Here is a 12,883-nt window from a genome sequence, read left to right as displayed (position 1 = left end):
ACGGGCCGCCGGCGAACGCGAAGGTGGGATATTGGCATCCGACGACAGATGGCTGGAGCGGCTGCGGCTTGAACTGGCCTGGTTCACCGGCCAGCCGCTGCTGCGCAGCCGGGGCGCCGGCGCGATCCTGCGCTTCGAGCGCGTACGGCCGCGCCGGAGCGGCGCATTCCAGCCGCTGCGCGAGAGCGAGATCACGCCAGAATTCCTCGATCGCGCCATCCGCGCGCTGAAGCGGTGGAAGTATGATTTTCTCGGCATGGACGACGTCTGCCGGCGCGCGGTGACGCTGCCCGAGAAGCACCGCTTCGTGGCACTCACCTTCGACGGTGCTGCCAAGGACCTCATCAGCTTTGCCTATCCGGTGCTGGCGCACCACGCCGTTCCCTTCACCGTCTACGTTCCAACCGCCTTCCCCGATGGTGTAGGTGAAGCCTGGTGGCTCGGGCTCGAGCAGGTGATCGCGCGCGAGAGCCGCGTCAACCTGATGATGGGCGAGAAGGAGCAGCGCTTCACCGTCGCCGGCAATGCCGAGAAGCAGGCGCTGTTTTCGCTCCTCGAGGGCTGGTTGCGCTCGCTGCCGCCGGCGGATCTGTCGGCCGCGATCAACGATCTCTGCACGCGTTACCGCATCGATCTCGCGTCGATCTCGCGCGAGGCGTCGATGAATTGGGAGGATCTGACGAAGCTCGCAGCCGACCCGCTCGTCACGATCGGCAGCGCGACCGTGAACCATCCCGTTCTCGCCAACATGAAGGACGCGGCCGCGCTGCGCGAGATGACGATGGGCAAGGCGGTGGCGGAAGCGGCGTTCCGCCGCGAGATCCGGCACCTCGCGTTCCCGTTCGGCGACCGCTTGTCGTTTCGGCGCGGTCACGTCGTGATGGCGGAGGAAGCGGGCTTCGTCAGTGCGGTGTCGACGATCCCAGGCATCGTGGATGCGGAAGGCCGGACCAATTTGCGCGCGCTGCCGCGGATCTCGTGGGACGGCCGGGTGCGCTCGCTACGCTCGATGCGCGTGCTGGTCTCGGGTATTGCCTTCTCGCCGGTGAAACCGACAGGCAGCGCTACGTAGAAGCGTTACGTAGATTTGGCGCGATCCGGCCGCTGCATCCAGCTCACGATCGGCATCGCCGGCAGCACCCAGCCCATGCCGACCACGACGTAATAGATCGCCTGCCGCCAACCGGATTCAGCGATCCACGGCATCTGTGCCAGCGCCATGCCGAGCAGGGCCCAGACCGTGGCCAGCACCAGGAGCAGGATGGCGCCGAGGAACTTGCGGGTGCGGATCGTCATGGCGGAATACTGCGGCTTTCGCGTAACTTGCGCTGCGGAAGCGGGGGACTATAAGGGGCACGCAGTCCGGTTCAAGCATCTTTAGTTCAAGGCTTGGTTTCGTCCCGAATGACGCCGATTTCCGCCCCGTCCGAGCCGCATCGCGCCTTGCGCTGGTGGCTGATTTCCGTGGCCGCGCTGATCGCGCTGATGGTGCTGGTCGGCGGCGCGACGCGGCTGACGGAATCCGGCCTCTCGATCGTCGAATGGAAGCCGGTCACGGGCAGCATGCCGCCGCTCTCGGAGGCGCAGTGGACCGAGGCCTTCGAGGCCTACAAGAAGATCCCGCAATATCGCGAGCTCAACGCGGGCATGAGCCTGTCCGAGTTCAAGGAGATCTTCTGGTGGGAATGGAGCCACCGACTGCTCGGCCGCTTCATCGGCGCCGCCTATCTGCTGCCGTTCCTGTTCTTCCTGTGGCGCGGCGGCCTGTCCGGTGAGTTGAAGCGGCGGCTGTGGCTGCTGTTCGCGCTCGGCGGGCTTCAGGGCGCGGTCGGGTGGTGGATGGTGGCTTCCGGCCTGACGGAACGTGTCGAGGTCTCGCAATACCGGCTGGCGACGCATCTGATGCTGGCGCTGCTGATCTTCGCCGGCATCGTCTGGACGGTGCGGCGGCTCGCCGAGCGGCCGCAGATCGCAGCACCAGCGCGGTTGCGGTTGACAAGCGCGCTGCTGCTCGCCGTGACCTTCGTGCAGATCTACTTTGGCGCGTTGGTCGCGGGCCTGCGCGCCGGGCGCGCCTACAACACCTGGCCGCAGATCGACGGCGCGTTCATTCCGTCGGCGGATCGGCTGTGGTTCGAGACGCCGTGGTGGCGCAATCTGTTCGACAATGTGCTGACCGTGCAGTTCGAGCACCGCATGACCGCCTATGCGCTGTTCGTGCTGGCCGCGCTGCATGCGATCGACTCGTTGCGATCGCGCGCAGGTGCGGCGGCGAGCGGCGCGCTGTGGCTGTTTGCGGCGGTGAGCCTGCAGGCGGTGCTCGGTATCCTCACGCTGCTCAACCAGGTGCCGATTGGATTGGCGCTCGCGCACCAGGCGGTCGCGATCGTGGTGCTCATGCTTGCGGTGATGCAGGCGGAGCGGCTGGCGTCACGGCGATCTGCGCAAGCGCAGCCTCGGGCCGTTCCGGTCGGTCAGCCCGGCTGATCACCATCAGCCCGGCTGATCAGCAATAGCCGTAGACGCCGCACGCGTAGGGCAACCGCCAGAAATAACCGACCTGCGGTCCCCCGTAGTATGGGCCTTGATAATCGTAATCCCAGGGGCGGCCGTAATAGCCCGGCAGCGTGTTGGAGCCGGGCAGGAGCGGCGTACCCGGCAAATTGCGGATGTAGCTGCCGATGCCATAGGCCGGCGAGATCAGCGCGTCCGGATCGGTCTCGACATAGACTCTTGGCGGCTCCGGCGGCGCCGCCGCGCGCCGCCTTGGCGTGGCGGGAAGATCGGCGGCGAGGGCGCCTGAAACCGTCAGCATCGCCGCAAGGGCAGGCACCATCCAGCGCAGCATCGTCGGCTCCGAATCAAAGGGCGATCCAAAGACGATGTATGCGCCAGATATGGTTAATGACTGTTAACTGACGGCGGCCAAAACGGCCGCCGTCATTCCGGGGCGCGCGGGAGCGCTAACCCGGAATCTCGAGGTTCCGGGTTCGCGCTTCGCGCGCCCCGGAACGACAGGCGACTCAAGCCCCCAGCGCCTGCTCGAGATCGGCGATCAGATCTTCCTTGTCCTCGATGCCGATCGAAAGCCGCACCACGTCGGGGCCGGCGCCGGACTTGATCTTGGCGGCATCGTCGAGCTGGCTGTGCGTGGTCGAGGCCGGGTGGATGACGAGTGAGCGGGTGTCGCCGACATTGGCTAGGTGCGAGAACAGCTGCAGTTTCGACACCAGGCTGACGCCGGCGTCATAGCCGCCCTTCAGGCTGAAGGTGAACACGGCACCCGCACCCTTCGGCGCGTATTTGCGCGCGAGCTGGTTGTACTTGTCGCTTGCCAGGCCCGCATAGCTCACCGAGGCCACCGCGGGGTGGCCGGTGAGGTATTCGGCGATCGCCTTGGCGTTGTCGCAGTGCTTCTGCATGCGCAGCGGCAGCGTCTCGATGCCGGTGAGGATCATGAAGGCATTGAACGGCGACAGCGCCGGGCCGAGGTCGCGCAGGCCGAGCACGCGGCAGGCGATCGCGAAGGCGAAATTGCCAAAGGTCTCCTGGAGCCGGATGCCGTGATATTCGGGGCGCGGCTCCGAGAGCATCGGATATTTGCCGCCGGTCGACCAGTCGAAGGTGCCGGCATCGACGATGATGCCGCCGAGCGAATTGCCATGGCCGCCCAGAAACTTCGTCAGCGAGTGCACGACGATGTCAGCGCCGTGATCGATCGGGCGGATCAGATAGGGCGAGGCCAGCGTGTTGTCGACGATCAGCGGCACGCCCGCCTTGCGCGCCACCGTCGAGATCGCCTCGATGTCGGTGATGCTGCCGCCGGGATTGGCGATCGATTCGATGAAGATCGCCTTGGTGCGCGGCGTCACCGCGCGCTCGAAGCTCGCGATGTCGTCGGGATCGGCCCACACCACGTTCCAGCCAAAGCTCTTGAACGCGTGCGTGAACTGGTTGATCGAGCCGCCATAGAGTTTTCGCGCGGCGATGAACTCGTCGCCGGGCTGGAGCAATTGCTGCAACACCACGACCTGCGCGGCGTGGCCCGAGGCCACTGCAAGCGCGGCCGTGCCGCCTTCGAGCGCCGCGACGCGCTCTTCCAGTACGGCGTTGGTCGGATTGCCGATGCGGGTATAGATGTTGCCGAACGCCTGCAGTCCAAATAGCGAAGCGGCGTGGTCGGCGTCGTTGAAGACGAAGGATGTGGTTTGATAAATCGGCGTCGCACGCGCACCGGTGGTGGGATCGGGCTGTGCACCGGCATGCACGGCGAGGGTTGAAAATCCCGGAAGGCGATCGCTCATTGATGGCGTCCTGTTCTTGTGGTCTGAAATCGCGCGGCATGCTGATCGTCACCGCGTCTGGCGTCAAGGCGCCGGTTCACATCGGAGCAATCGTGCTACGCATTGTCGCGTTCGCGAAATGAATCCTTCGCAAGTGCGTCAGCTTTGCTCGCTCTTGTTTTTCGCCGCGCGATCCGATGCCGCGGTGTCGCCGCCGCCGACACTCATCCGATTGAGGGACAGGCGCATGCCCTGCGTCGGTGCCGGCGGACGCTTGGAGCTCAGCGTGCGCGAATTCACGCCCATCCAGGAGATCTCCGACGACAGCCGGCCATATTCGATCTTGGGGCAGCGGTTCATCACCACCTTGATGCCAACCGACTCCGCCTTCGCCGCGGCGACATCGTCGCGCGCGCCAAGCTGCATCCAGATCACCTTTGGCAGCGGATCGAGCGTCAGCGCTTCCTCGACCACAGGCATGATGTGGCTCGAATTGCGGAAAATGTCGATCATGTCGACCGGGCGGCCGATGTCGGAGAGCGAGGCGACGAAGGGCTTTCCGAGCAGGTCCTTGCCGACATGGCCGGGATTGACCGGGATCATGTCGTAGCCGCGCTGCGCCAGATATTTGAACGCAAAATAGCTCGGCCGCACATTGACCGGCGAGGCGCCGACCATCGCGATCGACTTCACGCTGTTGAGGATGCCGCGGATGTAATTGTCGGGATAGGCGTCGTGGTTCATCTTTTTCTTTCGTTCGTCATTCCGGGGCGATGCGCAGCATCGAACCCGGAATCTCGAGATTCCGGGTTCGGCTCTGCGAGCCGCCCCGGAATGACGAAGTGGGTCGAGCAGCCGCGACTCCGCTCATCACTCATCCCGCCATGTCGGCTCACGCTTCTCGATGAAGGCGCCGATGCCTTCCTCGGCGTCGCGCGCCATCATGTTCTCGGTCATCACCTCTGCCGCATAGCGATAGGCATCCGCAAGGCTCATCTCGGCCTGGCGATAGAACGCCTCCTTGCCGAGCTTGACGGTGTAGGCTGATTTGAGCGCGACCTGTTGCGCGAGCTCGATCGCGGCGCCGAGTTCGGTGCCTGCGGGCACCACGCGGTTGACCAGGCCGATCTCGCGGGCGCGGGCGGCCGGGATCGGCTCGCCCGTCAGCAGCATCTCCATCGCCTGCTTGCGCGGCACGTTGCGTGACAGCGCCACCATCGGCGTCGAGCAGAACAGGCCGATGTCGACGCCGGGCGTCGCGAAGCTCGCGGCCTCCGAAGCGATCGCGAGATCGCAGCTCGCGACGAGCTGGCAGCCGGCCGCCGTCGCGACACCCTGGACCGCCGCGACCACGGGCTTCGGCAGATGCACGATCGCCTGCATCATCGCGCTACAGGCGTTCATCATCTCGGCGAAGAAGGCGCGGCCGCGGTCGGGGTCGGTGCGGCGCGCGGTCAGCTCCTTCATGTCGTGGCCGGCGGAGAAGGCCGGACCATTGGCCGCGATCACCACGCCGCGGACGGCCTTGTCGTCGCGGATCTCGTCGAGCTCGGCATGCAGGCTCGCGATCATCGCCTCCGACAGGCTGTTGCGCGCGGCCGGCCGGTTGAGCGTCAGAACCGCGATGCTGCCGACGGCCGCGCGCAGCAGGATCGGCGGTTGCGGGGAGGGGGCGCGGGCGGCCTGGGTGGACATTGAAGCGTTTCCGGTTGGATTATTGCGTTTGGAAGATGCAGATGAATGATGCAGATAACCTAATGCAACAAGAGACCTGAAGCGAGGGCGAGGCAGAGTATGGCGTTAGCGAAAATGAGCGTGGCGGAGCTCGAACAGTTTCTCCGCGCCGAGTTTCCCCAGGCCTTCAGCGGCGACGACATCACGATCGAGAGCGCGGACGGCCAGACCTGCCTTTTGCGGCAGCGCTACGGCGAAAAGATGCTGCGGCCGGGCGGAACCGTGTCCGGGCCGACGCTGATGGCGCTGGCGGATTTTGCAATGTACGTGGTGCTGCTGTCGGCGATCGGGCCGATCGGGCTCGCGGTCACCACCAATCTCAACATCAACTTCCTGCGCAAGGGCCAGCCCGGGCAGGACGTGCTTGCCGAGGCCCGGCTTCTCAAGCTCGGCAAGCGCCTGGCGGTAGGCGAAGTGAACCTGCTGTCCGGCACGTCGCCCGATCCGATTGCCCATGTCACGTCGACCTATTCCATTCCAAATGTTTGAGGTTTTTGCGGGTAATATAGCACCATATTTTTAAGATGTTGATTTTGCTTTACTAATTTCCATCTTCGGGCATTGACCGTTGCGCGTCTCTTCTCTAGAAAACCGCGCAGTCCGGTGCGGTGTTCGCGCCGATGTCTCCCCGTCCACGGAAACTCCGATATGAAAACCTTTTCGGCAAAGCCGGCTGAGGTGACGAAGAAGTGGGTGCTGATCGACGCCAAGGGTCTGGTCGTCGGCCGTCTCGCCACCATCGTCGCCATGCGCCTGCGCGGCAAGCACCTCCCGACCTACACCCCGCACGTTGATTGCGGCGACAACGTCATCATCATCAACGCGCAGCATGCGGTCCTCACCGGTCGCAAGCGCGAGCAGAAGACCTACTACAAGCACACCGGCTATGTCGGCCACGTCAAGGAGCGCACCGCGCGCCAGATCCTCGAGGGCAAGCATCCCGAGCGCGTGCTCGAGAAGGCCGTGGAGCGCATGATCCCGCGTGGTCCGCTCGGTCGCGTCCAGATGGGCAACCTCCGCGTCTATGGCGGCGCCGATCATCCGCACGAGGCGCAGACGCCCGAGAAGATCGACATCGCCAAGTTGAACCGCAAGAACACGAGGGCCGCATAACATGGCCGAATCCATCCAGTCGCTCGACCAGCTCTCGCAGCTCAAGACGGCCGCGCCCGACGCGCCCAAGCACGAGAAGAAGGTCGACAAGTTCAACCGCGCCTACGCCACCGGCAAGCGCAAGGACGCGGTCGCCCGCGTCTGGATCAAGCCCGGCGCCGGCAAGGTCACGGTCAACGCCCGCGAGGTCGAGGTCTATTTCGCCCGTCCCGTGCTGCGCATGATGATCGAGCAGCCGTTCGTCGTGGCGGCCCGTGCCGGCCAGTACGACGTGATCTGCACGGTCGCCGGCGGCGGTCTGTCCGGCCAGGCCGGTGCCGTCCGTCACGGCATCTCCAAGGCGCTCACCTATTTCGAGCCGGAGCTTCGTACCGTTCTCAAGAAGGGCGGCTTCCTCACCCGCGACTCCCGCGTGGTCGAGCGCAAGAAGTACGGCAAGGCCAAGGCCCGCCGGTCCTTCCAGTTCTCGAAGCGTTAATCGCTTCGGTCACATTCGCCGCGAAAGCGGCTTCAATGAGATGCAAAAGGGCGCTGATTTCAGCGCCCTTTTTGTTGTTCGTTTGTATGCAAATTGATGGCGTGTTTCCCGAAAACTTGGGTCCGCGTGAAAACCTGAATGGAACCCGCGGGAACCTAGCGTCGATTTCGGAAGGGCGCGCAAATCGGATGTACCGATCGCGTAACTGCTATGTTTAAGAGGGGGCCGACATGATGTCGCTCGATAGCATCACGCTCTATTTGGTCGCCACAATGGTTGCCGCACTGCTCGGCGCCATGATGGTGTTCTTTGGCAAGCAGGAGAACAGCCCTGCGCTGAAATGGTGGGGCACGGCGTATCTCCTCGGCGCGGCCTCGGTCGCGCTGTGGACGGCGGCAGGCGACAAGCTTGGGCCGCAGCTTTATCTCGCCTTGAATGCCGTCGGCTTCGTCGCCTGCGGCATGGTCTGGAATGCAGCGCGCGTCTTCCACGGCCGCAAGCCGAACTGGCCCGGCCTCGTGCTCGGCGCGCTTGCCTGGGTCGCGGCTGTGACGCTGCTCGATCCCGCGGCGTCGATGCTGCGCATGATCGCCGGCGCCGGCATCGTCTCCGTCTACGCTGCGCTGACCGCGAGCGAGCTCTGGGTCGAACGGCGCAAGAGCCTGCAACGGCGCTGGCCGGCCTTCGTGGTGCCGGTGATGCACGGCTGCGTGTTGATGCTGCCGATCCTGATCGGCAGCTTCCTGCGCCCGAACGATGCCGGCTTCTCCGGCAGCATCTGGGTCACCGTTTTCGCGGTCGAGCTCGTGCTCTATGCCGTCGGCACCGTGTTCGTGATCTTCATGCTGGTGTCGGAGCGTGCGGTCACCGCGCACCGGACTGCGGCGTCCACGGATCCCCTGACCGGCATGCTCAACCGCCGCGGCTTCTCGGAAGCCTGCTCGCGCGTGATCGAGCGCGAGGCCAAGGCGGGGCGTCCCGTGACCGTCATGATTTTCGACATCGACCACTTCAAGTCGATCAACGACCGTTTCGGCCATCCCGCCGGCGACGAGATGCTGAAACTGTTCTCCACCATCGTCGTCAGCAATCTGCGCATCACCGACATGTCGGGCCGCATCGGCGGCGAGGAGTTCGCGGCGCTGCTGCCGTGTTCGCTGGAAGAGGGCGTGCTGGTCGCCGAGCGCGTGCGCGAGGCGTTCGAGACCTCCGGCGTCGTGGTCGATGAGGGTCCGGTCGACACCACCGTCAGCATCGGCGTCGCGGGCGGTCCGGCCGGCACCGAGCTCGAGGTGCTGCTGGCCTCGGCCGACACCGCGCTCTACCAGGCCAAGCGAGGCGGCCGTAACCGCGTCGAGGCGGCGGAGGAGCTGCCGTTGTCGCTGGAGAACTGGCGCCGCCAGAGCGCCGCGCGGATCGGTGCACCGCAGGCGCGGCCGGTCACGGCCTAAGGCCAGGGAAGCCTCGCGGTAATTCTCTGTTTACCATTCGATCCCTACCATTGCGGTTATGGAATCGATCCGTCGACAGAACCCGCAGGCTGCCCTGATGTCGCTGGAAGCCGCTGCGGCCTCGACACGCGGCGGCTTCGCCTGCCTGTTCTCGACCTCGGATGAATACGAGACCGCCGTCATCACCGAGCGCCGCGCGCAGGGGCACTACGCGCAGAGCCGCAGCTACTGGCCGCTGGCGTTGTTCGCCGGGTGCGCGCTCATCGTCGCAGGCACCGTTCTGCTGCTCGCCTGAGAGCGTCCGCATTTCCGGCCGATCAGGGCGCCGTTCCGGCGCCTTTTTCTTTTGCGCCGGCTGCGGTAAACACCCCCATTGAACAAAAGGGTGGAAACCGATGATCACCGAGATCGCGCAAATCGACGTCAAGCCGGGCAGCGAGAAGGACTTCGAGGCGGCCGTCGCCAAGGCCAAGGCCGCCTTCGGCGGCTCCAAGGGCTTTCACGGTTTCGAGCTGCACAAATCGATCGAGAAGCCGCAGCGCTACCGGCTGATGGTGAAGTGGGCGACGCTGGAAAATCACACCGTCGATTTTCGCGGCTCGGAGAATTTCACCGAATGGCGTGGCCTGGTCGGCCAGTATTTTGCCTCGCCCCCGGAGGTCGAGCACACCGAGACGGTGCTGACCACCTGAGGCACTATCTTAGGAGCGTGATCTCCGCGCAAACGCGTTCCGCGTTTGGCGCGAGGGAAAACCGCTTCACACTTTGCGCCAACGCGGCCCTTCGGGTCCGGATCATGCTCTAGGCGGCCTCGGTCCGGGGCGTCGTCTCATACGTCTTGAAATGGTCGATCATGACCTTGGCGATGGCGACCAAGGGCAGCGCCAGCGCCAGGCCCCAGATTCCGAAGACGACGCCGAGCAGGATCTGGAACGCGAACAGCGTGGCCGGCGGAATGTCCAGCGCCTGGCGCTGGAGCAGCGGCGTCAGCACGTAGCTCTCCATCGCGTGCACGCCGAGGAACAGCAGGAGGGCCGAGAGCGCCGGGATCCAGCCCGAGGCGAGGCTCGCCAGCACCACGACGACGCCGGCGATGATGGCGCCGACGGTCGGGATGAAGGCGAGCAGGCCGGCCTGAATCCCCAGGATGAACGAGCCGGGGATGCCGATGATGGCAAGTCCGATCCAGGTCACCGCGCCGACCGCGAGCATGACGATGATCTGCGCGATCAGCCACCGTTCCAGAGTCTCGCTGATGCGGTCGATGATGAGGGTCGCGCGGGTGCGATGCCTGGCCGGTGCGAGGAATAGCAGGCCGTCATGATAGATGCCGGGCTGGGCGGCAAAGGCCAGCCCGAGAAACAGCACGATGAACACATTGCCGACGGCGCTGATGGTGCCGAGCAGCAGCTTGAAGGTCTGGCTCACGATGGCCCCGCCGCTGGAGGCGAGGGCGCCTGCGCCCGGCAATTGGCCACGTGAGGCCGCGCCCGGAGCGGGCGCCGATTCCGCGTCGGAGGTGGAGGCGGGAGCGGCGCTGCCGAAATCGAAGAAGCTGGTGTCGATGCCGTGGTTCTCGAGGAAGGACCTGACATTGGTGATCTGCGACTTGATGGTTTTGCTGAGCAGAGAGGCCTGCTCCGCGATCGTTGCCCCGCCGAGATAGGCAACGCCTGCGAGCATCACGGCAAGCGCGACGCAGACGATCGCAAGCCGCAGCGTATGCGGCAGGTGCACGCGACGGCCGAGCGCATTGGTCAGCGCGTTGAGGCCGACGCCGAGCAGCATGCCGGTGAAGATCAGGAGCAGGGTGGCCGCAAAGTACCAGGTGAAGGCGAGCAGCGCGGTGAACAGCACCACGCCGATGCCGCCGACCGCAATCGCCCAGGCCAGATCGCTGCGGGTCCGGCATCGTTCATCTGCTGGAAGGGTCAAGTCGCATCTTCTTTCTGGCCTTCCGGCCGTGCCTGGATCCGTCCGCCGGGATCGTTTCGTCCGAACCGGCGCGCGAGAGCCAGCTTCCTCGTGGAACCAAAGTCAAGGCGCACCGCGCGATGTCGAGGGTGCGACAAATGGCGTTGCCGAGGGCGATCCACGCCGGCCTTCAACTTGAACGTGAGCTCAATGCCGAACGCCCTTGAGAAACATAGTTCGTCCTGCTAATTCGGCTGCAGGAAAAGGGCAGGTTCCCATGGTCCAAGTCGCTCGTCCACTGCAGGATATCCCAGTCGACGGTCTCAAGACCGGAGCCGATACCTATTCAAGCGCGATAGCGGACGCGCAGAATTACATGAATTGGGTGATCGATCAGTTCCGCCCTCATCTGAGGGGAAAAATCGTCGAGATCGGATTTGGTCACGGGCACTACAGTAAGGCGCTTGGCGAGCTCGGCGACTATTGCGGGGTGGACCACGACCGCGAGAGCGTCGAGCAGGCCACGCGGACCATGCCCGGCCGAAAGTTTGCGGTCTGCGATATCCTGGTCCGGGATCAGTTGCGGTCGCTGTTTCCCGAAGGCGTCGATGCGGTCTTCTCGATCAACGTTCTCGAGCACATCGAGGATGACGCCACGGCAATTGCCAATCTGGTCGACGTGTTGAAACCGGGCGGGCACCTCCTGATCAGCGTACCGGCGCTGATGCTGCTCTATAACGACCTCGATCGCCTGGCGGGGCACTGCCGCCGTTACACCACGACGCGTCTGGGCGGCCTGCTTGCGGATCAGCCGGTCGAACTGGTTCGGCTCAGCTACTTCAATCCCATTGGCGGATTGGGATGGCTTGCCAATCGCCTGAAGCGGCACCAGTCGCTGAACGATGACGCGGTCAACGGTCAGATCGCACTATTCGACAAGTATATCGTGCCGCTGTCGCGGGCGCTCGATCCGCTGTCGCGAAGTTTCTTTGGGCAATCCGTCACCTGCATTGCACGCCGCGTATGATTTCAGTCGTCATTCCTGCACTCAACGAGTGCAACGGCATTGTTGAAACCATTGATCGGGCCAAGGCGGCTCTCAACGGCGCTCAACTGACCCCCTATGAAATCGTCGTCGTCGACGATGGTTCTGCCGACGGGACCGGCGCGCTCGCCGAACAGGCGGGTGCAAAGGTGGTCAGGCATCCCCACAACATCGGCTATGGCCGCTCGCTGAAGGATGGAATTCGCGCCGCGTCCTACGATACGATCGTCATCAGCGATGCGGATGGCTCCTATCCGATGGAGGCGATTCCGGCACTGATCGCACGCTTCAACCAGGGTTTTGACATGGTCGTCGGCGCCCGGACCGGGCCCAACTACCGGGAGTCGATGCTGAAGTCGCCGTTGCGCGCAATCCTGAAGGCGATCGTCGAATTCACCGCCAACCGCGACATTCCCGACATCAACTCCGGCCTTCGCGTGTTCGGCCGGCAGGTTGCCATCTCCTATTTCGAACATGTCAGCGACCTCTTCAGCTTCACGACGTCGCTGACGCTTGCCTACATGATGAACGCGAAGTTCGTCGACTACATCAACATCGACTACAACGAGCGGATCGGCCGCTCCAAGGTGAACCTGTTCCGCGATTCCGTCCGGACCCTGCAATACGTTCTGGAGGCCTGCACCTACTACAATCCGCTGAAGATCTTCGTGCTGCTGGCGATGATGTGCATGGCGCTCGCACTGGTCTCGCTGATCGGCGGGATCATCCTTCAGCTCGTCAGTGCCTTCGTCCTCGGTGTCGGCGCGATCCTGCTCAGCATTCTCGTCGTCGCGATGGGATTGCTCGCGGTGCTTCTGAAGCAAATCATGAACCAGCGACCATGACCTCCCTCGGCAAGGGAACG

The 12,883-nt window shown here is 64.4% G+C and carries 16 protein-coding genes; 10 read left to right on the top strand and 6 right to left on the bottom strand.

Annotation, left to right across the window (positions count from 1 at the left end; translation table 11 throughout):
- Nucleotides 1–31: 31 nt before the first annotated feature.
- Nucleotides 32–1,072 (top strand): polysaccharide deacetylase family protein, encoded by a 1,041-nt coding sequence (locus ACXJMY_RS15490; RefSeq protein ID WP_456620201.1) that lies wholly within the window; start codon nucleotides 32–34, stop codon nucleotides 1,070–1,072.
- Nucleotides 1,073–1,077: 5 nt separating this feature from the next.
- Here the strand turns inward: ACXJMY_RS15490 and ACXJMY_RS15485 are convergent, their stop codons facing one another.
- On the bottom strand, nucleotides 1,078–1,296 hold the full coding sequence (locus tag ACXJMY_RS15485) for a DUF2842 domain-containing protein (protein ID WP_027547383.1): 219 nt from the start codon (nucleotides 1,294–1,296) through the stop codon (nucleotides 1,078–1,080).
- 108 nt (nucleotides 1,297–1,404) lie between these two features.
- Between ACXJMY_RS15485 and ACXJMY_RS15480 the strand changes: the two genes are divergently transcribed.
- Nucleotides 1,405–2,487, top strand: a complete 1,083-nt coding sequence (locus ACXJMY_RS15480; protein WP_456620200.1) for a COX15/CtaA family protein — start codon at nucleotides 1,405–1,407, stop codon at nucleotides 2,485–2,487.
- A gap of 19 nt (nucleotides 2,488–2,506) precedes the next feature.
- Here the strand turns inward: ACXJMY_RS15480 and ACXJMY_RS15475 are convergent, their stop codons facing one another.
- The 4 genes from ACXJMY_RS15475 to ACXJMY_RS15460 all read right to left on the bottom strand — a co-directional run bounded on the left by ACXJMY_RS15475 (nucleotide 2,507) and on the right by ACXJMY_RS15460 (nucleotide 5,978).
- Nucleotides 2,507–2,848 carry a hypothetical protein gene (locus ACXJMY_RS15475; protein WP_456620199.1) on the bottom strand — a complete coding sequence of 114 codons (342 nt, stop codon included), beginning with the start codon at nucleotides 2,846–2,848 and terminating at the stop codon, nucleotides 2,507–2,509.
- 175 nt (nucleotides 2,849–3,023) lie between these two features.
- Nucleotides 3,024–4,304, bottom strand: a complete 1,281-nt coding sequence (locus tag ACXJMY_RS15470) for an O-acetylhomoserine aminocarboxypropyltransferase (protein WP_456620198.1) — start codon at nucleotides 4,302–4,304, stop codon at nucleotides 3,024–3,026.
- Between the two features lie 138 nt (nucleotides 4,305–4,442).
- Nucleotides 4,443–5,027, bottom strand: coding sequence for a CoA-binding protein (locus tag ACXJMY_RS15465; RefSeq protein WP_456620197.1), 585 nt, complete (start codon nucleotides 5,025–5,027; stop codon nucleotides 4,443–4,445).
- A gap of 126 nt (nucleotides 5,028–5,153) precedes the next feature.
- Nucleotides 5,154–5,978, bottom strand: coding sequence for an enoyl-CoA hydratase (locus ACXJMY_RS15460; RefSeq protein ID WP_456620196.1), 825 nt, complete (start codon nucleotides 5,976–5,978; stop codon nucleotides 5,154–5,156).
- Between the two features lie 99 nt (nucleotides 5,979–6,077).
- On the opposite strand from ACXJMY_RS15460, the gene ACXJMY_RS15455 reads away from it, so the two are divergent.
- The 6 genes from ACXJMY_RS15455 (at nucleotide 6,078) to ACXJMY_RS15430 (ending at nucleotide 9,751) form a co-directional block, all read left to right on the top strand.
- Nucleotides 6,078–6,506: a PaaI family thioesterase gene (locus ACXJMY_RS15455; protein ID WP_456620195.1), complete on the top strand. Its 429-nt coding sequence runs from the start codon at nucleotides 6,078–6,080 to the stop codon at nucleotides 6,504–6,506.
- 159 nt (nucleotides 6,507–6,665) lie between these two features.
- Nucleotides 6,666–7,130, top strand: coding sequence for a 50S ribosomal protein L13 (rplM, locus tag ACXJMY_RS15450; protein ID WP_008137961.1), 465 nt, complete (start codon nucleotides 6,666–6,668; stop codon nucleotides 7,128–7,130).
- 1 nt (nucleotide 7,131) lies between these two features.
- A complete protein-coding gene (gene rpsI, locus ACXJMY_RS15445; RefSeq protein WP_354229614.1) occupies nucleotides 7,132–7,608 on the top strand; it encodes a 30S ribosomal protein S9 in 477 nt (158 codons plus the stop codon).
- 230 nt (nucleotides 7,609–7,838) lie between these two features.
- Nucleotides 7,839–9,059, top strand: coding sequence for a diguanylate cyclase (locus tag ACXJMY_RS15440; protein ID WP_456620194.1), 1,221 nt, complete (start codon nucleotides 7,839–7,841; stop codon nucleotides 9,057–9,059).
- Between the two features lie 58 nt (nucleotides 9,060–9,117).
- Entirely contained in the window at nucleotides 9,118–9,354 is a 237-nt protein-coding gene (locus ACXJMY_RS15435; RefSeq protein WP_456620193.1) for a hypothetical protein, read from the top strand.
- A 100-nt stretch (nucleotides 9,355–9,454) separates the two neighbouring features.
- Nucleotides 9,455–9,751 (top strand): antibiotic biosynthesis monooxygenase family protein, encoded by a 297-nt coding sequence (locus tag ACXJMY_RS15430; protein ID WP_028155908.1) that lies wholly within the window; start codon nucleotides 9,455–9,457, stop codon nucleotides 9,749–9,751.
- A gap of 109 nt (nucleotides 9,752–9,860) precedes the next feature.
- Here ACXJMY_RS15430 and ACXJMY_RS15425 read toward each other — a convergent pair whose 3' ends face one another.
- The gene (locus ACXJMY_RS15425) at nucleotides 9,861–10,994 is read right to left on the bottom strand and encodes an AI-2E family transporter (RefSeq protein ID WP_456620192.1); all 1,134 of its coding nucleotides are present in this window, start codon (nucleotides 10,992–10,994) and stop codon (nucleotides 9,861–9,863) included.
- Between the two features lie 202 nt (nucleotides 10,995–11,196).
- Here ACXJMY_RS15425 and ACXJMY_RS15420 point away from each other — a divergent pair, with 202 nt between their 5' ends.
- Both ACXJMY_RS15420 and ACXJMY_RS15415 read left to right on the top strand, forming a co-directional pair.
- On the top strand, nucleotides 11,197–12,000 hold the full coding sequence (locus tag ACXJMY_RS15420) for a methyltransferase domain-containing protein (protein ID WP_456620191.1): 804 nt from the start codon (nucleotides 11,197–11,199) through the stop codon (nucleotides 11,998–12,000).
- Nucleotides 11,997–12,863, top strand: coding sequence for a glycosyltransferase family 2 protein (locus tag ACXJMY_RS15415; protein ID WP_456620190.1), 867 nt, complete (start codon nucleotides 11,997–11,999; stop codon nucleotides 12,861–12,863). The genes ACXJMY_RS15420 and ACXJMY_RS15415 overlap by 4 nt, the downstream gene beginning before the upstream one ends.
- Nucleotides 12,864–12,883: the final 20 nt, after the last annotated feature.

The sequence above is a fragment of the Bradyrhizobium sp. P5_C12 genome, assembly GCF_054049735.1.
Note: the sequence above shows the minus strand (reverse complement) of the source record. Positions and strands in the feature narration are given on the sequence as shown.

Bases quoted from the DNA above. Each gene is read 5' to 3' on its own strand.
- ACXJMY_RS15485 (WP_027547383.1), bottom strand. From the start codon at position 1,296: ATGACGATCCGCACCCGCAAGTTCCTCGGCGCCATCCTGCTCCTGGTG.
- ACXJMY_RS15480 (WP_456620200.1), top strand. From the start codon at position 1,405: ATGACGCCGATTTCCGCCCCGTCCGAGCCGCATCGCGCCTTGCGCTGG.
- ACXJMY_RS15475 (WP_456620199.1), bottom strand. From the start codon at position 2,848: ATGCTGCGCTGGATGGTGCCTGCCCTTGCGGCGATGCTGACGGTTTCA.
- ACXJMY_RS15470 (WP_456620198.1), bottom strand. From the start codon at position 4,304: ATGAGCGATCGCCTTCCGGGATTTTCAACCCTCGCCGTGCATGCCGGT.
- ACXJMY_RS15465 (WP_456620197.1), bottom strand. From the start codon at position 5,027: ATGAACCACGACGCCTATCCCGACAATTACATCCGCGGCATCCTCAAC.
- ACXJMY_RS15460 (WP_456620196.1), bottom strand. From the start codon at position 5,978: ATGTCCACCCAGGCCGCCCGCGCCCCCTCCCCGCAACCGCCGATCCTG.
- ACXJMY_RS15455 (WP_456620195.1), top strand. From the start codon at position 6,078: ATGGCGTTAGCGAAAATGAGCGTGGCGGAGCTCGAACAGTTTCTCCGC.
- rplM (WP_008137961.1), top strand. From the start codon at position 6,666: ATGAAAACCTTTTCGGCAAAGCCGGCTGAGGTGACGAAGAAGTGGGTG.
- rpsI (WP_354229614.1), top strand. From the start codon at position 7,132: ATGGCCGAATCCATCCAGTCGCTCGACCAGCTCTCGCAGCTCAAGACG.
- ACXJMY_RS15440 (WP_456620194.1), top strand. From the start codon at position 7,839: ATGATGTCGCTCGATAGCATCACGCTCTATTTGGTCGCCACAATGGTT.
- ACXJMY_RS15435 (WP_456620193.1), top strand. From the start codon at position 9,118: ATGGAATCGATCCGTCGACAGAACCCGCAGGCTGCCCTGATGTCGCTG.
- ACXJMY_RS15430 (WP_028155908.1), top strand. From the start codon at position 9,455: ATGATCACCGAGATCGCGCAAATCGACGTCAAGCCGGGCAGCGAGAAG.
- ACXJMY_RS15415 (WP_456620190.1), top strand. From the start codon at position 11,997: ATGATTTCAGTCGTCATTCCTGCACTCAACGAGTGCAACGGCATTGTT.